Genomic DNA, 19341 nt, shown 5'->3' on the forward strand with positions numbered 1-19341 from the left:
GCCCGCGTCATAAGAATATGCGGTTCGGAGACCTTCGACGTTTCGAGGCCGGCCGAGAACAAATACGCTGCGAAGGCCTCCTTAGCGCAAAATAGTTTCCGCTATTGCGGAACTAGTGGTTCATTCCTATCTCCCGGTTCCCCCCTCCTGCGTCGACCCTCGGCTGAAGTGCCGCTGCGCCGTTCGCCACACCTCGTTTCAGAATGCCATGCTCGCGCCACCTCCCATCATATCCGTCTCCAACCTTTCAAAAACCTACGGCTCCGGCTTCAAGGCGCTGAAGGGCATCAATCTCGATATCAAGCGCGGCGAAATCTTCGCGCTGCTCGGGCCGAACGGCGCGGGCAAGACCACGCTGATCAGCATCATCTGCGGCATCGCCAACTTGAGCGAGGGGCGTGTCACAGTTGGCGGGCATGACATCAATAGCGACTATCGCGCGGCGCGGTCGCTGATCGGCCTGGTGCCGCAGGAACTGCACACGGACTCGTTTGAAACCGTATGGGCGACCGTCAGCTTCAGCCGCGGCCTGTTCGGCAAGCCGAAGAACCCTGCGCATATCGAAAAGGTGCTGAAGGACCTGTCGCTGTGGGACAAGAAGGATTCCAAGATCATCACGCTCTCCGGCGGCATGAAGCGCCGCGTGATGATCGCAAAAGCGCTGTCGCACGAGCCGCAGATCCTGTTCCTGGACGAGCCAACCGCGGGCGTCGACGTCGAATTGCGCAAGGGCATGTGGGACGTGGTGCGCGGCTTGCAGGCCTCCGGGGTCACCATCATCCTGACCACGCATTACATCCAGGAAGCCGAGGAGATGGCCGACCGCATCGGCGTCATCAACAAGGGCGAGATCATCCTGGTCGAGGACAAGGCCGGGCTGATGCAGAAGCTCGGCAAGAAGCATTTGAAGCTCTATTTGCAGGGCAAGGTCGACGCGCTCCCTGCCTCGCTTGCCGCCTATAACCTCGAACTGTCGGACGACGGCCGCGCGATAATCTATGATTACGACACCAAGGGCGAGCGCACTGGAATTACCAGCCTCTTGGGCGATCTCCGCAATGCCGGCATCCACATCTCGGATCTCGACACCACCCAGTCTTCCCTCGAAGACATCTTCGTCAGCCTGGTGAGGGCGCCATGAATTACCGTGCGATCCGCGCCATCTATCTGTTCGAAATGGCGCGCACCTGGCGCACGCTGCTGCAGAGCATCGTCTCGCCGGTGGTTTCCACCTCGCTTTATTTCGTGGTGTTCGGCGCCGCGATCGGCTCGCGCATCACCGAGGTCGAGGGCGTCAGCTACGGCACTTTCATCGTGCCGGGCCTCGTCATGCTGTCGGTGCTGACCCAGAGCATCGCCAACGCCTCGTTCGGAATTTATTTTCCGAAATTCGTCGGCACCATCTACGAGATATTGTCGGCGCCGGTTTCCTATATCGAAATCGTGATCGGCTATGTCGGCGCGGCCGCGACCAAATCCATCATCCTCGGCCTGATCATCATGGCGACCGCCGCGCTGTTCGTGCCGCTGCACATCCAGCATCCCCTGTGGATGCTCGCCTTCCTGGTGCTGACGGCGGTGACATTCAGCCTGTTCGGCTTCATCATCGGCATCTGGGCCGACGGATTCGAAAAACTGCAGATGATCCCGATGCTGATCGTGACGCCGCTGACCTTCCTCGGCGGCAGCTTCTACTCGGTGAACATGCTGCCGTCGGGCTGGCGCACCATCACGCTGCTCAATCCGGTCGTCTACCTGATCTCGGGTTTCCGCTGGAGCTTTTACGAGATCGCCGACGTCAGCGTGGCCTTGAGCCTCGGCATGACGCTCGGCTTCCTCGCCATCTGCATGGTGCTGGTGTGGTGGATCTTCAGGACCGGGTACCGGCTGAAGAATTGACGCACGGCGTCATTCCGGGGCGCGCAGCGAACCCGGAATCTCGAGATTCCGGGTCTGGTCCTAACGGACCATCCCGGAATGACGGGCCAATCGATAACGCTCCCAACTCACATCCGACGAGAACACCGCTCGCGAAAATGTCAGCACTTTGCCGCCGATTGCGCCGTCGTGAGCCTTGTTTGCGCCGCGGGAGGCGTTAACGATTGCGGATGCAGGCCACTGGAACCAGTGCCGGTTTCCGGGCATATTGATGTCCGGAGGGACGGAGAGCCGGCGTTTTAGTACAGGGCCTGGAGGCCAAAGGTAAAATGCGTTCCTTTCTCATTGCCGTCACCGCCCTGACGCTGTTTGCCACCGGCACAGTTCAAGCCAAAGTCGCCATCACCGTCGATAAGGATAACCAGCAGATGACCGTCGCCATCGACGGCGTCGAGCGTTACCGCTGGCCGGTATCGTCTGGCCTGCCCTCCTACGAGACGCCGAACGGTAGCTTCCGCGCCTTCCGCATGGAAGAGGATCACTATTCCAAGGAATTCGACGAGGCGCCGATGCCGCACTCGATCTTCTTCACGAAGATCGGCCACGCCATCCACGGCACGGATTCCGTCAATCGCCTCGGCAGCCCGGCCTCGCACGGCTGTGTGCGGCTGTCGCGCGAGAACGCCGCGAAACTCTACGCACTGGTCAAGGAGCAAGGCGTGCTCAACACCACCGTGACGCTGACTGGTTCATCGCAGGTGGCGCTGGCGCGCAATCCGCGGCCGCGCGGCAATACGGCGGTCGCACGCCGCGCACCGCAGCCGCAGTATGAGCAGCAATATGATTCCGCCGCCGGCGATCCCGTGGTGATCACGCCGCAACAACAGCGCCTAGCGCCGCAGGCGCGGGCCGACGACGGCTATATCTATCCGGCCGACGGATCGTCCAACGAAGCGCGGTATCCCGCGCCCGGCCGCCGCGTCTACGACACCCAGGCCTATCAGCAGCAACAGCCGCAATATTACGATAACCGCGGCTATGCGCCGGCGCCACAGGGCTACTACTATCAGCCGCGGCAGCAATATTATCAGCAGCGCGGACTGTACTAGCCAGCGAGTTCATCGCGGTCGCAGGGCGTTCTCAGCCGTCCGTCGCGCTTGCAAGCTGCCGGTCGCGTTGCGCCGTCAGCCGTGACTGTTGCCAAGCGTCGTGAGCAATCATCCCTGCCGCCATCGCAGCGACGAAGACGATGATTTCGGGCGACAACGTCGCCAGGCTTTCCAGCGCCGGCCCCGGGCATAACCCGACGAGGCCCCAGCCGATTCCAAACAGCCCGGCGCCTGCAACCAGCGGCAGATCGATTCCCGATTTGCCCGGCCGAAAATATTGCCCAGCAAACCACGGCCGCGCGCTGCGGTCAGCCAGCATGAAGCCGGGTATCGACACAGCCAGCGCCGCAGCCATCACCACAGCGAGACTCGGATCCCACGCGCCGAAGATATCGAGGAAGCCGAGGACCTTGGTCGGCTGCACCATGCCCGAAATCAACAGGCCCGCGCCGAAGATCAGGCCGCACAACAAGGGAGCGATGATCCACATGGCTCAGCCTCCCAACGCATGATGGGTGATCGCGACGGTGATGACCGCCGTCACCATGAAGACGATCGTGGCGACGATCGAGCGCAGCGACAGCCGCCCTATGCCGCAGATACCGTGACCGGAGGTGCAGCCGCCACCGAGCCGGGTGCCGAAGCCGACCAGCAGGCCCGCCACGACAATGACGGCCCAGCTCGACGGCAGCTTGGGTTGCGCCATTCCGTAACCGATCAGGCCAGCGAGGATAGGCGCCAGAATGAGCCCGCCGATGAAAGCGATACGCCAGCCCTTGTCCTCGCCGCGCAAATTCAACAGGCCACTGAAGACACCGCTGATCCCGGCGATCCGGCCGGTCGACAACATCAGCAGGACGGCGGAAAGCCCGATCAGAACGCCGCCGATCGCGGCCGATACGGGGGTGAAATTGGCCATCGTCGCTCCATCGGTCCAGGGCAGACCATGATCATAGACCCACCCTGCCCGGCTGCAACTCGCCTATTCCTCGCCTTTTCTGAGGCGCCGCCATACCGCGCCCAGCACGTTGGAATAATCGTCGGTCCAGACCCGCTGGTTGTCCCTGGCTTCCGTCAGCGCCCATTGCTCCGACGATGCCAGCTTGCCGACGTCGGTCTCCTCCCTCGCCGAGACCACGACCGAGGTCGAGAAGATGTATTCGCTGTCGCGCCCGGAATCCTCGCTGTAGACCCAGCTCTTCAAGTCGTTGGCATCGGCGATGCCGACGACCACGCTCGACAGCTCCAGATGCCGGTTGGAGACGTGCATCACGACCGCCCCCTGCGGTGCCAGCTTGGACTTGTAGATTTCCATCGCCTCTTCGGTCGCGAGGTGAACCGGAATCGCATCCGACGAATAGGCGTCGACGATGATCAGGTCATACACGCCGTCGGGCTCGCGCGCGAAGGTGAGCCGCGCATCGCCGATCACGGGCTGCATGTTCGGCTCGCAGACCTGGATATAGGTAAAATATTTCGGGTCGCGCGCGGTATCGACCATCGTCTGGTCGATCTCGAAGAATTTCCAGTCCTCGCCGGGCTCCGAGGCGCAGGCCAGCGTGCCGGAGCCGAGCCCGATCACGGCCACGCGCAGCGGCGCGCCCTTGCGTTCCCGGATCGCCGTGATCGCCTGGCCGATGCCGCCATCCCTGTAGTAGTAGGTGATCGGCTCCGGCTGGCCGGTGACGGGCGTGCCGTCATCGTTCTTGAATTTCTCGGCGCCGTGGATGGTGGTGCCGTGCATCAGCACGTGATACTGGCCGTTCGGCGTCACCACGATCTTGTGGACACCGAAGAAGCTGCGCACCGTCTCGACCCGGCCGTCGTCGGAAGGATAGGCGCGCAGCAATACCAGCGCCACCACGACGGTCGCAAAGATCTTCCAGCGGTTGGCGTTGAGCGCCAGCGCCAGCAGCGCCGCCAGCACTCCGACTGCGCCGATCACCCAGACGCGATGATCTTCAAACCAGTTGAACGTTTTGCCGGTCGACCAGGCCGGCGCGATCAACGCCACTGCCAGTACCGCAAGGAACGGCCAGTACCATGCGCTCCAGCGCGGCAAACGTTCGCCGCCAGTCGGCCGGCACAGTGCCGCGAGCGCCAGCAGGATCGGGTACTCCGCGACCCATGAGAAGGTGAACGGCGCGATCAGGCCGGCAAAGAGGCCGCCGACCATGCCGCCGAACGACAGCGCGACATAGAAGCCGGTGAGATATTTCGCCGCCGGGCGCGTGCGCGCCAGTTCGCCGTGACAAGCCATCGCAATCACGAAAAAGCAGAACTGGTGCCCGCCGAGCGTCAGCAGCAGATTCTGTTCGCCGCCGAACGCGAGCAACACCACGATGCCGGCGATCGCCAGCGGCTGCGCCAGCAACATCCATTTGTGCGGCAACAGCGGGCGCGACTGGAAGACGAGCACCCAGGTCAGGAGATAGAGCGACAACGGCAGCACCCACAATAGCGGCGCTGCGGCGACGTCGGTGGAAATATGGGCTGTCACTGCGATCAGCAGCCCCGACGGCACGGCCGCGAGAAATATCCAGCGGGCGCGCAAAATCCATGATGGCGCCGGCACGTCGCTATCGTCGGGCGCCAAGTTCAGTTCCGCCGCCCTCACTGGCGAGCGCAGCAACAACACGCCGCAGGTCGCGATCAGCACGATCAAGAGGGCATAGCCGCCGGTCCAGATCAGGTTCTGCATGCGCAGGGTGAACATCGGCTCAAGCAGCACCGGATAGGACAACAGCGCCAGGAAACTGCCGACATTCGAGGAAGCGTAGAGGAAGTACGGATCGGGGCCGTTGGGGTGGCCGGTGCGGACGAACCAGGCCTGCAGCAGCGGGTTGTTGGCCGCGAGCGCGAAGAACGGCAGGCCGATCGACACCGCAAACAAGCCGAGCAGCCAGAGCGCATAGCCTGAATTCGGCGGATCGCCCCACCCGCTCGCGATCGACAGCGGCATCGTCAGCATCGCAACTGCGAGCAGCGCGAGATGAACCGCCACGGGAATCGTGCGATTGCGCGCCTGCATCAAAAAATGCGCATAGGCATAGCCGCCGAGCAGCAGCGACTGGAAGAACACCATCGCCACCGACCAAACCGCCGGCGAGCCGCCGAGCCGCGGCAGCACCATCTTGGTGAACAGGGGTTGCACCGAAAACAGCAACAACGCACTGACGAAGATCGCAGCGGTATAGACGGCCAGCACCAGCCGGTTTCGCGAGGCAGACGGCTCAGAAATCATGAAAGCTCCGGCTTGAACCCGGCGGGAGCCGGCGGCGAGCATTCCGGCAGGTTGTGCCGGAAGCGCAGATAGGAGCATATGGCAACATGACGGGCAATGCGGGATAAGATGTCGTTCCGGGCCGATGCAAAGCATCGAACCCAAATGTGCAATTGCACATTGTGGAACCTCGAGATTCCGGGTCTTGTCCTTCGGACAATCCCGGAATGACGAGTCCAAATTAATCAAACCTTCTTGAAGCGGACATGAACGAAGCCGAAATCGTCATCATCGGTGCGGGGCATAATGGCCTCACCTGCGCGGCCTATCTCGCGATGGCCGGCCTGCGCGTGAAAGTGGTCGAGCGCCGCAAGACGGTCGGCGGCGCCGCAGTGACCGAGGAATTCCATCCCGGTTTCCGCAATTCGGTGGCCGCCTATACCGTCAGCCTGCTCAATCCGCAGATCATCGCCGACCTGAAGCTCGCCGAACACGGCCTGCGCATCGTCGAGCGCCGCGCGCAGAATTTTCTGCCCGCCCCCGACGGCAGTAATCTCCTGACCGGCGAGGGCCGCACCCGGCAATCGGTGGCAAAACTCAGCGAGCGCGATGCCGTCACGATTGAGGCCTTCTCGCGCGAACTGGAAGCCATCGCAGACGTGCTGCGGCAATTCGTGCTGCGCGCGCCACCGAACCTCGTCGAGGGTTTTGGGATCGGCGCGATCCGCGAGGCCTTCAACGCAGTCGGCACGGCCGGCATCCTGCGCAAGCTCTCGCTCGAACAGCAGCGCAGCCTGCTCGACCTGTTCACGCGCTCGGCCGGCGAAATGCTGGACGAGCGCTTCGAGAGCGACCTGGTGAAGGCGCTGTTCGGCTTCGACGCCATCGTCGGCAACTACGCCAGTCCCTACGCCGCCGGCTCCGCCTATGTGATGCTGCACCATGCGTTCGGCGAGGTGAACGGCAAGAAGGGCGTATGGGGCCACGCCATCGGCGGCATGGGCGCGATCACGCAAGCCATGGCGCGCGCAGCCCGCGGCTACGGCGCCGAGATCGAAACGGACGCCGGCGTGCGCGAGGTGATCGTCGAGGGCGGGCGCGCCGCAGGCGTCATCCTCGACAATGGCGAGACCATCCGCGCCAAATACGTCGTCTCCGGCGTCAATCCGAAATTGCTGTATACGCGGCTCGTGCCGTCGGGCGCGCTGGCGCCGGAATTCCTCCAACGCATCGCGCGCTGGCGCAACGCATCCGGCACGTTCCGGATGAATGTCGCGCTGAACGCGCTACCTTCCTTCACCGCCCTGCCCGGCGCCGGCGATCACCTCACCGCCGGCATCATTATCGCACCCAGCCTCGGTTACATGGATCGCGCCTGGCAGGACGCGCGAGAGCATGGCTGGAGCCGCGAGCCGGTGGTGGAAATACTGATCCCCTCGACGCTCGACGATTCCCTCGCTCCCGAGGGCCGGCATGTCGCGAGCCTGTTCTGCCAGCACGTCGCGCCGGAATTGCCGGATGGAAAGTCATGGGACGATCACCGCGAGGAGGTCGCCGACCTCATGATCGCGACGGTGGACAAGTTCGCGCCGGGCTTTGCGACAAGCGTGATCGGCCGTCAGGTGCTGTCGCCGCTCGATCTCGAGCGGCAGTTCGGCCTGCTGGGCGGCGACATCTTTCATGGGGCGCTGACGCTCAATCAATTGTTCTCGGCGCGGCCGATGCTGGGCCATGCCGATTATCGCGGGCCGCTGAAGGGCCTCTACCATTGCGGCTCGGGCGCGCATCCCGGCGGCGGCGTCACCGGCGCCCCCGGCCACAACGCCGCGAAGGTAATCCTGGGCGATCACCGCGCCCTGTTCGGATAGAACGCAGTGGACAATGAGGGTAAAGCCGGTGGGTAACGGCGGGAGAAGCCTGTGGATTACTTGTTGATAACCGGCGGCAACGGCTGTGGAAGACATCGGTATGCTTCCGTCGATAACGGGTTGGAAACTTCCCCGCCCGGCTGTGGATACGCGGTGGAAACATGCGACTTTTCCGAGTAGCCCGACATGAAACTTGCTCAAACTTGAACGAAACGCCCATTCCCGATCGTATCCTTCCCCGCTTTCGCCAGGTTCTTCAATGACTTCCCTCGCCTCCACACATCGCGTTCATTTTGCTGTCGGCGACGAGCACACAGCCAAGGGCGTCGTCGACGCCCTGACCGAAGTTTTTTTTGAAGGCGAGGCCGCAATCGCTGCGTTCGAACGGCCGGATGGCCGATGGGACGTCACGGTGCATTTTGGCAAGCCGCCCGATCAGCCGCTGGTCCGCGAACTCGTGGCCAATGCGGCCGGCGCGGAAATCGCAGCCGGCATCGCCTTCGATACGGTCGAGGCCAAGGACTGGGTCAAGGCCAGCCTCGAAGACCTCGTTCCCGTCCCGGCCGGGCGCTTTGTGGTCCACGGCCAGCATGACCGCGACAGGGTCTCGCCCAACAAGCTCGGCATCGAGATCGAGGCGGCGCTGGCCTTCGGCACCGGACATCACGGCACCACGCGCGGCTGCCTGCTGCTGCTCGATCATGTCCTGAAAGCCTGGCGCCCGCGCCGCGTGCTTGATCTCGGCACCGGCACCGGCGTGCTGGCGATTGCGGCGGCGAAGGCGCTGCACGAAAAGATACTGGCCAGCGATATCGATCCATCCTCGGTGCAGGTCGCCCGCGACAATGCGCGGCTGAACGTATCGGGACATCTGGTGCGGGCGGTCCGCGCCACCGGCTTCTCGGCGCCGCAATTTGCCCAAGCCGCGCCGTTCGATCTGGTGCTGGCGAATATTCTGGCCAATCCGCTGCGGCAATTGGCAGGGCCGATGGCACGGCACCTGGCGCCATCGGCGCTGGTCATTCTCTCAGGCCTCCTGACGCATCAGGCGCCCGCCGTCATCGCCGCCTATCGCGCCCGTGGGCTGGTTCCCGTGCGGCATCTGCGCATCGAAGGCTGGAGCAGCCTCCTGCTGCGCAAGGTAAACTGAAATTCTAATCGGCTGATCTGGGCCCCTTGTGGGTGATCGCGCCCTTCTCCTCTTTCAACGACCGTTTGACGCGCGCTTCCGCGAACCGGTCGAGGATCTGGACGATGACGCCACGCTGCTTCTTGTTGGCGACGGGCGCCACGGGGCCGCGACGTTCCGGCGGTGAAATTTTCTCAAACGTGAAAGCAGGCATGGTGCATCCCCTCTTCGTTGAGTTGAAACACTCCTGGAGCTTCTCCCGGTATCTTTGAGCTGAGCGGCTACACCGCAACCCGCTCCGTCCGACTAGCGCGGACGGACATATTGAAGCACAGATTATGCCAAATTGTGGCGGAGACTGCCCGCATTGCGGACCGCTCCACCCGACCCTAAAGTGACCAGGCGATGTTCGAAGCCCATTTCCAGACATTCGAAGAACCCGAAGGCGGCGTAGCGCTGACCGCGCGGCTGGCCCGCTTCCGCGAGGAGCTGGCGCGGCGGAAGTTGACGGGATTCGTGGTTCCGCGCGCCGATCAGCAACAGAACGAATATGTCCCGGCCTCCGAAGAACGGCTGGCCTGGCTGAGCGGCTTCACTGGTTCGGCAGGCATGGCGATCGTTCTGACGCGCGATGCCGCGGTTTTCGTCGATGGCCGTTATACGCTGCAGGCCGCCAAGCAGGTCGACCGCAAGGCCTGGCACATCGAGCCGCTGGCCGATCCGCCGCCGGAGCACTGGCTGACCAAGCACCTTGCGGCCGGCGACCGCCTCGGTTTCGACCCGTGGCTGCACACTTCGGCGGCTGCCGAGCGTCTGGCCGCCGCCTGCACCAAGGCGGGCGCGGAACTGATTGCGGTCGAAGCCAACCCGCTGGATTCGATCTGGACCGAGCGCCCGGCCCCGCCGCTCGGGCGCGTCGCCACTCACGGCGTGCAGTTTTCCGGCGAGATCGAAGCCGAAAAACTCAAGCGCATCCGGCTGGAGATCAACAAGCTCGGCGTAGACGCGCTGGTGCTGTCGGACAGCCACGCGGTGGCCTGGACCTTCAACATCCGCGGCGCCGACGTCTCGCACACGCCGCTGCCCTTGTCCTATGCGCTGGTGCCGAAGGACGGCCGCCCCACCGTGTTCATCGATCACCGCAAGCTATCCAACCTGACGCGCGACCATCTCGAACAATCCGCCGGTGTTCGCGAGCCCGACGCGCTGGTGCCTGCTCTGACCGAGCTTGCCCGCAGCGGCGCCGCGATCGCGCTCGATGCCGCCACCGCCGCAGACGCGCTGAGCCGGCTGATCGCAGGCGCCGGCGGAAAACCGGTGCGCGGCAACGATCCGGTGAGCCTGTTGAAGGCGGTGAAGAATATCACCGAGATCGAGGGCACGCGGACCGCGCACCAGCGCGACGCGGTGGCGCTGGCGCGCTTCCTCGCCTGGATCGACCGCGAGGCGCCGTCGGGCGCATTGACGGAGATCGATACCGTCGAGGCCCTGGAAACGTTCCGCCGCCAGACCTGCGCGCTGAAGGATGTTTCGTTTCCGACCATCGCCGGCACCGGGCCGAACGGCGCCATCGTGCATTACCGCGTCACCCGCAAGAGCAACCGGCGAATTTCGCCCGGCGATCTGCTGCTGATCGATTCCGGCGCGCAATATGAAGACGGCACCACCGACGTCACCCGCACCATCGCAATCGGCAATCCCACCGACGAAATGCGCGATCGTTTCACCCGCGTGCTGCGTGGGCATATCGCGATTGCACGCGCGGTGTTTCCGGACGGCACCACCGGCGCGCAGATCGACTCTTTTGCGCGGCAATTTTTGTGGCAGGCCGGCCTCGATTTCGAGCACGGCACTGGCCACGGCGTCGGCAGCTATCTCTCGGTGCACGAAGGCCCGGCGCGCATCTCGAAACTCGGCATCACGCCCTTGAAACGCGGCATGATCCTCTCCAACGAGCCTGGCTACTACAAGACCGACGCCTACGGCATCCGGATCGAGAACCTCGAACTCGTCATCGGCGCCGATGTACCCGGCGCCGAGAAGCCGGTGAACGCGTTCGAGACGCTGACGCTGGCGCCGATCGACCGCCGCCTGATCGATGTGAACATGCTGAGCGCAACCGAGCTGAAGTGGCTCAACGACTACCACGAGCGCGTCAACCGCGCGGTGCGTCCGCACCTCGACGACAACGCCACGAAGCTGTGGCTGGACGAAGCGACGGCGGCACTGCTGCCGCTTTGATCCGTCATTCCGGGGCGCGTCGAAGACGCGAACCCGGCATCTCGAGATTCCGGGTTCGATGCTTCGCATCGCCCCGGAATGACGGATGCGACGTCGGCATGGCCGCATACCGAAACAACCGTATTCGCCGCCAGCCACCGCGCTACAGTCCGGTTCAAATAAACAGGATCTGAACTGAATGCACGGCGTCGTGGGCAAGCCACCCGACGCGGCGGCGAACGCCGTCGCGACCTCCAAGATCATGCTGCTGATGCTGGTGGCGATGACCGGCGTCGCGCCGATCTCGCTCTACATGCTGGTGCCGGCGCTGCCCGTGCTGGCGACGACGTTCGGTGGCGACATCTCCGTCGCGCAGATGACGGTGTCGCTGTACATGGTCGGCATCGCCTGCTCGCAGCTCATCATGGGGCCGCTGTCGGACAAGTTCGGACGCCGGCCGGTGCTGCTCGCCGGCCTTGCGCTCATGGTGGCGGCGAGCGTCGGCTGTTCGCTGGCGCAGACGCTGCCGCAACTGATTGCCGCACGCTTCCTGCAGGCACTGGGCGGCGCGACCGGCATGGTGGTGAGCCGCGCCATCATCCGCGACCTCTACAGCCGCGACCGCATCAGCTCCATGATCAGCCTCGTGATCGCCGTCATGATGATGGCGCAGATGCTCAGCGCGCTGGTCGGCGGTCTCCTGGAGACAGCGTTCGGCTGGCGCGCCATTTTCTATTTCATCACGGCTGTTTCGCTCGGCGTCGCGGTCCTGATCGCGCTGGCGCTGCCCGAGACGCGCGGCGAACGCAGCGAGAGCAGCAGCTTCCGCGGCGACGTCGGCAAGCTGATCCGCAACCGCGCCTTCATCGGCTATGTGCTATGCCAGGTGCTGGCTTCCCAGATTATTTTCATGTTTGCCGGCGGCGGACCTTACATCGTGGTGACGCAGATGGGCCGAACCACGGCCGAATATGGCGCGTGGTTCGCGACGACGGGATTTGCCTATCTGATCGGCAATGTGTTCTGTGTCCGTTTCGCGCCGCGCCATTCGCTGGAGAAGCTGATCTGGTTCGGGCTCGCGGTGCAATTCGGCGGCGCCCTCTTGAACCTCGTCTTGAGCATTGCCGGGATCAACCAGGCGCCGCTCTGGCTGTTCGGCACCCAGATGATCGTGATGGTCGCGAACGCCTTCGTCATGAACAACGCCGCGGCCGGCGCCATCAGCGCGCGTCCCGAGGCCGCCGGCACCGCCTCCGGCGCGATGGGCTTTCTGCAGCAGGGCATCGGCGCGCTGGTCTCGCAATTCGGCGCCTATCTCGGCGGCCACTCCACGACCACGCTGCCGCTGACGGCAGCGATCTTCGCACTGTCGATTGCCTGCATCTCGGTGATGTTCTTCATCGTGCCGCGGCGAAACGTCGTGGTGAGCGAGGAGCTGGTGAAGAAGGCGGAGGAGGAAGAATCGGGGATGTTGTAGCCCGGATGAGCGGAGCGACATCCGGGAACGGTGCCCGCATGAATCCCGGATATCGCTTCGCTCATCCGGGCTACGAGGCTAGCGCATTTGCGCGCGATGAAAGGCTCCGCGAACCACGTCCTACTTTCTTGTGCCGCAATGGATTGGCATGATCGCAATGACGGCTGGATACAGTCTGGCTACGACGAGCGCACATCATGCCTGATTTTATCAAGATTATTGCGCTGGGCGCCCTGCTTGCACTTTCATCCAAGCCAATCATGGCGATTGATCGGGTCCCCGTTCCACCAGTGGTCTTCGATTGCTGGGAGCCCGAGCGTACCTTCAAGCAATGTGCGGCTACCGGCCCCGACGGGCGGCCGCGGCTGAAGCGGTCCTATCTGGCTCGACTTCGATATGACCGTGATGGGCTGGCTTCCGTCTTGTTGATGGATGGGACTGACACACGAAAAGGCCAGTGGTTCTACGTTCGGCGCGGCGTCGCCCCGGTGCCTGTTGAGTTAATGGACAACGGCCCGGACTATTTCAAGGATGGTCTCGCGCGATCGCGGGTGGGCGGCAAGGTTGGCTACATCGACCGCAAACTCAATCTCGTGATCCCGGCTCAGTATGACGGAGCCTATCCATTCGAGGATGGCTTTGCTGTTGTCTGCACGGCCTGCACGATTGCCGGCGACGGTGAGCATAGCTGGTACGAGGGCGGACAGTGGGGGCGCATTGACCGCAAGGGACGCGTTGTGTCACCTTTCCGGCCGTGGGAGAAAGGTAAGCGCCTCGAATTCGACTGAGGGCTGGACGTCTGCGAAGAATTGATCGAGCAGGCGGAGTAATGTGCGACGTCAGCGCTGCACACTCCGGTGTCATCGCACGCGAAAGCGGGCGATCCAGTACGCCGCGGCTTCTCCATCCATAACCAATGTCTCTGGAATACTGGGTCCCCCGCCTTCGCGGAGGACGACAACGGAGTGTGGCGCGCCACCTCACTCCCCGATCAGCTTCAGCCACTCGTCTTCCGTCAGCACCGGCACCCCGTGCTTCTTGGCCTCCGCGAGTTTTGATCCCGCGCCCGGCCCGGCAACGACGTAGTCCGTTTTCTTCGACACCGAACCGGCGGCCTTGGCGCCCAGCCGTTCGGCGGTTGCCTTGGCTTCGTCCCGCGTCATCTTTTCCAGCGAACCGGTGAACACCACGGTCTTGCCGGCGACGGCCGAATTGCTCTTCGGCTTTTCCGCGTCAATGATCTCGCTGAGCTCCTTGACCAGCCGCTCGACGATGCCGCGGTTATGGCTTTCGCCGAAATAGGCGGCGACGCTCTTGATCACGGTGTCGCCGATCTGATCGAGCGCATCCATCTCGGCGATGGTGTCCTCGTCGCCCTTGGCGACGTTGAGGCAGGCATCGTGGAATGCATCCCAGGAACCGTAGCCGCGCGCCAGCGCCAGCGCGGTAGTCTCGCCGACATGGCGCATGCCGAGGGCGTAGATGAAGCGCTCCAACGAAATGCGGCGACGGTTCTCGATCGCGGCGAACAGGTTGCGCACCGAAGTTTCGCCGTAGCCCTCGATCTCTTCGAGCTTCAGCTTGGCGTTGCGTTTCGGCAGCGTGAAGATATCGGCGGGCTCGCGCACCCATTCGCGGTCGAAGAAATACTGGAGCTGCTTCTCGCCGAGCCCATCGATATCGAACGCCCGGCGCGACACGAACTGTTTCAGATGCTCGACCTTCTGGAACGGACAGGCGAACTCGCCGGTACAGCGGGCGCGCGAACCTTCCTCGCCGGTTGCCGTCTCCTCGCGCACTACATCGGTATGCAGCGGGCACGGGCACTTCTTCGGGAAGTGAAATTCCTTGGCGCCTTTCGGCCGCTTGTCGATCACGACATCGACCACCTGCGGGATCACGTCGCCGGCACGCTGGATCACGACGGTGTCGCCGAGCCTGATGTCGCGGCCCTCGCGCAGCACTTCGCCCTTGTTGCCGATGCCCTTGATGTAGTCCTCATTGTGCAGCGTGACGTTCTGCACGATGACGCCGCCGACACCGACCGGCTCCAGCTTGCCGACCGGCGTGAACGAGCCGGTGCGCCCGACCTGGATCTCGATGTCGCGCAGCACCGTCATGGCCCGCTCGGCCGGGAATTTGTGCGCAACGGCCCAGCGCGGCGTGCGCGAGACGAAGCCGAGCCGTTCCTGCCAATCGATACGGTCGACCTTGTAGACGACGCCGTCGATGTCGTAGTCGAGCTCGCCGCGCTGCTCCTCGATCTCGTGATGGAACGCGATCAAGTGCTCGACGGAGTGACAAAGTTTTGTCAGCGGATTGGTCTTGAAGCCGCAGCGCTCGAACCAGTGGATCATGCCGGTTTGAGTCTTTTCGGGCATCGCGCTCATCTGGCCCCAGGAATAGGCGAAGAAGCCGAGTGGGCGCGAGGCCGTAATGCTCGGGTCCTTCTGACGCAGCGAGCCTGCTGCCGAATTACGCGGGTTTGCAAAGATGGTGTCGCCCGCGGCCTTCTGCCGCTCGTTCAGCGCCAGGAACGCCTTCTTGGTCATGTAGACCTCGCCGCGCACCTCGCAGACATCAGGAACGTTGCGGCCTTTCAGCCTCTCGGGCACGTCCTCGAGCGTGCGGATATTTGCGGTGACATCCTCGCCTTCCGTGCCGTCGCCGCGGGTGGCGGCGGTAACGAGTTCGCCCCCCTCATAGCGCAGCGACATCGAGAGCCCGTCGATCTTCGGCTCGGCGGAAAAGTCGATCTTGTCGTCGCTGAGCTTGAGGAAGCGCTCGATGCGGCCGACGAAGTCGAGCACGTCCTGCTCGGCGAAGGCGTTGTCCAGCGACAGCATCGGCACCGCATGGCGGACTTTCCTGAAGCGGCCCGATGGCGTTGCGCCGATCTTTTGCGATGGCGATTCCGCGCTGACGAATTCAGGAAAGCGTTTTTCGATGGCGTTGAAGCGCTGCCGCAACGCGTCGTATTCGGCGTCGCTGATGCTGGGCGCATCTTCCTGATAATAGCGCTTGTCGTGCCCCTCGAGCTCCAGCGCCAGCCGCATGTGCTCCACCTTGGCCTGCGCCTTGGTGAGTTTGGCGACGTCGGTGGGGGTTTTTGTTTTGGATTTTGCTGTCATGCTGGAAGCTAAGTCCCCCGTCATTCCGGGGCGCGCGAAGCGCGAACCCGGAATCTCGAGATTCCGGGTTCGATGCTGCGCATCGCCCCGGAATGACTGGTTGTTAACAGGTAGTGAGCGATAACCATGAGCTACTACGTCTATATCATTGCAAGCAGAAGGGACGGAGCAATCTACATCGGCGTAACCAGAGACATTGTGCGCCGGATCTACGAGCATCGAACGATGGCCGTGCCCGGCTTCACATCGAAGTACAATATCACACGGCTGGTTTGGTTCGAAATCTACGACGACCCGATCTCGGCGATTTCCCGTGAGAAAGAACTGAAGAAGTGGAAGCGGAGTTGGAAAGTCGAGTTGATCGAGAAGGACAATCCGCAATGGGATGACTTGTACGAGTCGATCTGCAACTGAGTTCGTCATTCCGGGATGGTCCGTTTGGACCAGACCCGGAATCTCGAGATTCCGGGTTCGATGCTTCGCATCGCCCCGGAATGACGGCTAGGAGGCCGCCCGCAACAGCCGTTCCGCCGCCGCCCTCGCCTCGGCGGTGATCTCCGCCCCCGCCAGCATGCGGGCGATTTCCTCGCGGCGGTGGTCGGCGGCGAGCGCGTTGACGCGGGTGGCGACGCGCTTGCCCTTGTCGAGCGCGTCCTTGGAAATCAAAAGATGCTGGTTCGCCCTTGCCGCGACCTGCGGCGCGTGCGTCACCGCCATCACCTGGACCTGGCCGGCGAGCCGCGAAAGCCGCGCGCCGATCGCATCCGCCACCGCGCCGCCGACGCCGGTATCGATTTCGTCGAACACCAGCGTGGGCGCCGAGCCGCGATCGGACAGCACCACCTTGAGCGCCAGCAGGAACCGCGACAGCTCGCCGCCGGAAGCGACCTTCATCAATGGTCCCGGCTTTGTCCCCGGATTGGTCTGGACCCAGAACTCGACGCGGTCGATGCCCTGCGGCCCAGGTGACTTCGCATCGGTGTCGACCTGCGTCATGAATTTCGCGCGATCGAGTTTCAGCGGCGCGAGTTCGGCGTTCACTGCCTTGTTGAGTTTTTCGGCGGATTTGCTGCGGGCTGCCGACAGCTTCGCCGCCGCCGCGCCGTAGCGCTGGTCGGCCTCGGCAGCCGCCGCTTCCAGCTTCTTCAACCGATCCGCGCCAGCGTCGATCAGTGCGACGTCTGAGACGAATTTGGCGGCGAGTGCCGCCAGCCCATCGACCGGCGTGGAATATTTGCGCGAGGCGGCGCGCAGCGCAAACAGCCGCTCCTCGATCCGCTCCAGCTCGGCCGGATCGAAATCGGCCGCAACCAGCGCGGCGCTGAGATGCTGATCGGCCTCTTCCAGCGCGTTGATCGCGATGTCGATCGCCTTTACTGCCGGCTCGACCAGCGCCGGCGAATTGGCGGCGCGGCGCTCGAGGCGGCGCACGGCCGCCGCCAGCGCCGGCACCGGCGAGTTGTGGCCGCCGACCGCCTCCTGCGCCTCGCGCAGATCGCTGGCGATCTTCTCGCCCTGCATCATGGTGGTGCGGCGTTCGGCGAGCGCGGTCTCCTCGCCGTCCTTCGGCTTCAACGCCTTGAGCTCGTCGGCGGCGTGGCGCAAATAATCCGCCTCGCGCGCGGCGCGTTCCATGCTGGCGCGATGCTCGTCGAGTGCCTGGTTGGCGGTGCGCCGCGCCTCCCACAACGTCTCCAGCACAGCGACGTCTTTTTCCAGCCCGGCAAAGGCATCGAGCAACTGCCGGTGCGTCGAGGCGTCGACCAGCGCACGCTCGTCGTGCTGACCGTGAATTTCGACCAGCGCCGCGCCGACCGCCTTCAGGGTCTGCACGCTGATCGACTGGTCGTTGATGAAGGCGCGGGTTCGGCCGTCGGCGAGCTGGACCCGGCGAAGAATCATTTCGCCGGTGTCGTCGAGGCCGTTCTCGGAAAGGATATTTGTCGCGGGATGGCCCTTGGGAACGTCGAAGGTGGCCGTCACCTGGCCCTGCTCCGCACCGTGGCGGACGAGGCCGGCATCACCGCGGCCGCCGAGCGCCAGCGCGAAGGCATCGAGCAGGATGGACTTGCCCGCGCCGGTTTCGCCGGTCAGCACCGCGAGGCCACGGGAGAATTCGATATCGAGCCGTTCGATCAGGACGATGTCACGGATCGACAGACGCGCCAGCATGCGAAGACAATTCCTAGTGGTCCGGTTCTAACATTCGCTCCCCGCTCGGGAGCCACTTTTGCGAATGTTAGAATCATAAGAACCACTAGCAAATATCAAGCTGGTAGTGGAGCCTTATGGATTTGACATTCGCTTCAGGAAGTCGCGGCAAGTATCGAGCGAATGTCAAATCCGCTCCACTACCCGAGACCCAACTTCTTGAAGGCCCTGGAAATATAGGAACCCTTGTTCTCGCTCGGCTCGAGACCGCCCGACTTTACAAGATTGTAGGCGTCCTTGTACCAGCGGCTGTCCGGAAAATTGTGCCCAAGTACGGCTGCCGCCGTCTGCGCCTCGCCGACGATGCCGATCGCCATATAGGCCTCGGTGAGCCGCGCCAGCGCTTCCTCGACATGCCGCGTGGTCTGGTAACGGGTGACCACGGTCTTGAAGCGGTTGATGGCGGCGGTGTAGTCGCGCCGCTCCATGTAATAGCGGCCGACGTCCATTTCCTTGCCGGCGAGCTGGTCGCGCGCGCCTTCGAGCTTGGCCTTGGCGGAGTTGGCGTATTCCGAGGTCGGATATTTGCGAATCACCTCTTCCAGAGCCGCGATCGCCTTTTCCGTGCGGCCCTGGTCACGAGAGATGTCCGGGATCTGGTCGTAATGCGAGGCCGCGATCAGATATTGCGCGTAGGCCGCATCCGAGCTGCCGGGATGCAGCGTAACGTAGCGGGTCGCGGCGCCGATGCAGCTATCGTAATCGCCGGCATTGTAAAAGGAGTAGGCCGACATCAGGAGCGATTTGCGCGCCCAGTCGGAATAAGGATGCTGGCGATCGACCTCCTCGAATTTCTTCGATGCCGCCTTCAGATCCTTGCGCTGGTTCATCAGGTACAAGCCCTCATTGTAGAGCTTGTCCGCGGGCTCCTCGTTGAAGGTGTCGTCCTTTTGCGTGAACTTGTCCCAGAGCGCGCCCGTACCGCAGCCGCTCAAGGGAATGGCGAGCACGATCAAGCCCGCAGCCAGCCGCAGCGGGCGTGTGGCGCGAGCGAGGCTGGAGCGCCCGAGTGATTTGCCTGATTCGAGCGTCATACGCTGTGCCGACATGGAATTTGTGACCTGACGCCTTTGATGCGGTTGATGACTGAGCCCG

At 63.5% G+C, this 19341-nt stretch carries 16 protein-coding genes; 9 read left to right on the forward strand and 7 right to left on the reverse strand.

The features are described from left to right. Positions 1-208: 208 nt before the first annotated feature. The 3 genes from LMTR3_RS35590 (at position 209) to LMTR3_RS35600 (ending at position 2987) form a co-directional block, all read left to right on the forward strand. Positions 209-1141, forward strand: coding sequence for an ABC transporter ATP-binding protein (locus LMTR3_RS35590; RefSeq protein WP_065749590.1), 933 nt, complete (start codon positions 209-211; stop codon positions 1139-1141). After that, positions 1138-1899, forward strand: a complete 762-nt coding sequence (locus LMTR3_RS35595) for an ABC transporter permease (protein WP_065749591.1) — start codon at positions 1138-1140, stop codon at positions 1897-1899. The genes LMTR3_RS35590 and LMTR3_RS35595 overlap by 4 nt, the downstream gene beginning before the upstream one ends. 308 nt (positions 1900-2207) lie before the next feature. Then, on the forward strand, positions 2208-2987 hold the full coding sequence (locus tag LMTR3_RS35600) for a L,D-transpeptidase family protein (RefSeq protein WP_065749592.1): 780 nt from the start codon (positions 2208-2210) through the stop codon (positions 2985-2987). Between the two features lie 31 nt (positions 2988-3018). On the opposite strand, the gene LMTR3_RS35605 is transcribed toward LMTR3_RS35600, so the two are convergent. The 3 genes from LMTR3_RS35605 to LMTR3_RS35615 all read right to left on the reverse strand — a co-directional run bounded on the left by LMTR3_RS35605 (position 3019) and on the right by LMTR3_RS35615 (position 6231). After that, positions 3019-3477 carry a DUF6691 family protein gene (locus LMTR3_RS35605; RefSeq protein ID WP_065749593.1) on the reverse strand — a complete coding sequence of 153 codons (459 nt, stop codon included), beginning with the start codon at positions 3475-3477 and terminating at the stop codon, positions 3019-3021. A gap of 3 nt (positions 3478-3480) precedes the next feature. Then, a complete protein-coding gene (locus LMTR3_RS35610; protein WP_065749594.1) occupies positions 3481-3906 on the reverse strand; it encodes a YeeE/YedE family protein in 426 nt (141 codons plus the stop codon). A gap of 63 nt (positions 3907-3969) precedes the next feature. Beyond that, positions 3970-6231: a fused MFS/spermidine synthase gene (locus LMTR3_RS35615; protein WP_065749699.1), complete on the reverse strand. Its 2262-nt coding sequence runs from the start codon at positions 6229-6231 to the stop codon at positions 3970-3972. Positions 6232-6476: 245 nt separating this feature from the next. Between LMTR3_RS35615 and LMTR3_RS35620 the strand changes: the two genes are divergently transcribed. After that, positions 6477-8078, forward strand: coding sequence for a phytoene desaturase family protein (locus LMTR3_RS35620; protein ID WP_065749595.1), 1602 nt, complete (start codon positions 6477-6479; stop codon positions 8076-8078). Between the two features lie 259 nt (positions 8079-8337). Next, complete coding sequence (locus tag LMTR3_RS35625; protein ID WP_065749596.1) at positions 8338-9228, forward strand: 50S ribosomal protein L11 methyltransferase; 891 nt, start codon at positions 8338-8340, stop codon at positions 9226-9228. A 4-nt stretch (positions 9229-9232) separates the two neighbouring features. On the opposite strand, the gene LMTR3_RS35630 is transcribed toward LMTR3_RS35625, so the two are convergent. Next, entirely contained in the window at positions 9233-9421 is a 189-nt protein-coding gene (locus LMTR3_RS35630; protein WP_065749597.1) for a hypothetical protein, read from the reverse strand. Positions 9422-9612: 191 nt separating this feature from the next. Between LMTR3_RS35630 and LMTR3_RS35635 the strand changes: the two genes are divergently transcribed. The 3 genes from LMTR3_RS35635 to LMTR3_RS35645 all read left to right on the forward strand — a co-directional run bounded on the left by LMTR3_RS35635 (position 9613) and on the right by LMTR3_RS35645 (position 13692). Continuing rightward, positions 9613-11448: an aminopeptidase P family protein gene (locus LMTR3_RS35635; protein WP_065749598.1), complete on the forward strand. Its 1836-nt coding sequence runs from the start codon at positions 9613-9615 to the stop codon at positions 11446-11448. 178 nt (positions 11449-11626) lie between these two features. After that, positions 11627-12904, forward strand: a complete 1278-nt coding sequence (locus LMTR3_RS35640) for a multidrug effflux MFS transporter (protein ID WP_065749599.1) — start codon at positions 11627-11629, stop codon at positions 12902-12904. 197 nt (positions 12905-13101) lie between these two features. Beyond that, positions 13102-13692, forward strand: coding sequence for a WG repeat-containing protein (locus LMTR3_RS35645; protein ID WP_245320148.1), 591 nt, complete (start codon positions 13102-13104; stop codon positions 13690-13692). 192 nt (positions 13693-13884) lie between these two features. On the opposite strand, the gene ligA is transcribed toward LMTR3_RS35645, so the two are convergent. After that, positions 13885-16035 (reverse strand): NAD-dependent DNA ligase LigA, encoded by a 2151-nt coding sequence (gene ligA, locus LMTR3_RS35650; RefSeq protein ID WP_065749600.1) that lies wholly within the window; start codon positions 16033-16035, stop codon positions 13885-13887. Positions 16036-16161: 126 nt separating this feature from the next. Between ligA and LMTR3_RS35655 the strand changes: the two genes are divergently transcribed. Then, on the forward strand, positions 16162-16449 hold the full coding sequence (locus LMTR3_RS35655) for a GIY-YIG nuclease family protein (protein WP_065749601.1): 288 nt from the start codon (positions 16162-16164) through the stop codon (positions 16447-16449). Between the two features lie 87 nt (positions 16450-16536). Here the strand turns inward: LMTR3_RS35655 and recN are convergent, their stop codons facing one another. Both recN and LMTR3_RS35665 read right to left on the reverse strand, forming a co-directional pair. Then, the gene (gene recN, locus LMTR3_RS35660) at positions 16537-18207 is read right to left on the reverse strand and encodes a DNA repair protein RecN (RefSeq protein ID WP_065749602.1); all 1671 of its coding nucleotides are present in this window, start codon (positions 18205-18207) and stop codon (positions 16537-16539) included. A gap of 179 nt (positions 18208-18386) precedes the next feature. Further along, positions 18387-19295 (reverse strand): outer membrane protein assembly factor BamD, encoded by a 909-nt coding sequence (locus tag LMTR3_RS35665; protein WP_065749603.1) that lies wholly within the window; start codon positions 19293-19295, stop codon positions 18387-18389. Positions 19296-19341: the final 46 nt, after the last annotated feature.

It is taken from the genome of Bradyrhizobium sp. LMTR 3 (assembly GCF_001693485.1).
GTDB lineage: Bacteria > Pseudomonadota > Alphaproteobacteria > Rhizobiales > Xanthobacteraceae > Bradyrhizobium.

Excerpts from the sequence above, each read along its gene's own strand:
- LMTR3_RS35630 (WP_065749597.1), bottom strand. The coding sequence starts at position 9,421 with ATGCCTGCTTTCACGTTTGAGAAAATTTCACCGCCGGAACGTCGCGGC.
- LMTR3_RS35640 (WP_065749599.1), top strand. The coding sequence starts at position 11,627 with ATGCACGGCGTCGTGGGCAAGCCACCCGACGCGGCGGCGAACGCCGTC.
- LMTR3_RS35590 (WP_065749590.1), top strand. The coding sequence starts at position 209 with ATGCTCGCGCCACCTCCCATCATATCCGTCTCCAACCTTTCAAAAACC.
- LMTR3_RS35610 (WP_065749594.1), bottom strand. The coding sequence starts at position 3,906 with ATGGCCAATTTCACCCCCGTATCGGCCGCGATCGGCGGCGTTCTGATC.
- LMTR3_RS35655 (WP_065749601.1), top strand. The coding sequence starts at position 16,162 with ATGAGCTACTACGTCTATATCATTGCAAGCAGAAGGGACGGAGCAATC.
- LMTR3_RS35665 (WP_065749603.1), bottom strand. The coding sequence starts at position 19,295 with ATGTCGGCACAGCGTATGACGCTCGAATCAGGCAAATCACTCGGGCGC.
- recN (WP_065749602.1), bottom strand. The coding sequence starts at position 18,207 with ATGCTGGCGCGTCTGTCGATCCGTGACATCGTCCTGATCGAACGGCTC.
- LMTR3_RS35620 (WP_065749595.1), top strand. The coding sequence starts at position 6,477 with ATGAACGAAGCCGAAATCGTCATCATCGGTGCGGGGCATAATGGCCTC.
- LMTR3_RS35625 (WP_065749596.1), top strand. The coding sequence starts at position 8,338 with ATGACTTCCCTCGCCTCCACACATCGCGTTCATTTTGCTGTCGGCGAC.
- ligA (WP_065749600.1), bottom strand. The coding sequence starts at position 16,035 with ATGACAGCAAAATCCAAAACAAAAACCCCCACCGACGTCGCCAAACTC.
- LMTR3_RS35615 (WP_065749699.1), bottom strand. The coding sequence starts at position 6,231 with ATGATTTCTGAGCCGTCTGCCTCGCGAAACCGGCTGGTGCTGGCCGTC.
- LMTR3_RS35595 (WP_065749591.1), top strand. The coding sequence starts at position 1,138 with ATGAATTACCGTGCGATCCGCGCCATCTATCTGTTCGAAATGGCGCGC.
- LMTR3_RS35645 (WP_245320148.1), top strand. The coding sequence starts at position 13,102 with ATGCCTGATTTTATCAAGATTATTGCGCTGGGCGCCCTGCTTGCACTT.
- LMTR3_RS35605 (WP_065749593.1), bottom strand. The coding sequence starts at position 3,477 with ATGTGGATCATCGCTCCCTTGTTGTGCGGCCTGATCTTCGGCGCGGGC.
- LMTR3_RS35635 (WP_065749598.1), top strand. The coding sequence starts at position 9,613 with ATGTTCGAAGCCCATTTCCAGACATTCGAAGAACCCGAAGGCGGCGTA.
- LMTR3_RS35600 (WP_065749592.1), top strand. The coding sequence starts at position 2,208 with ATGCGTTCCTTTCTCATTGCCGTCACCGCCCTGACGCTGTTTGCCACC.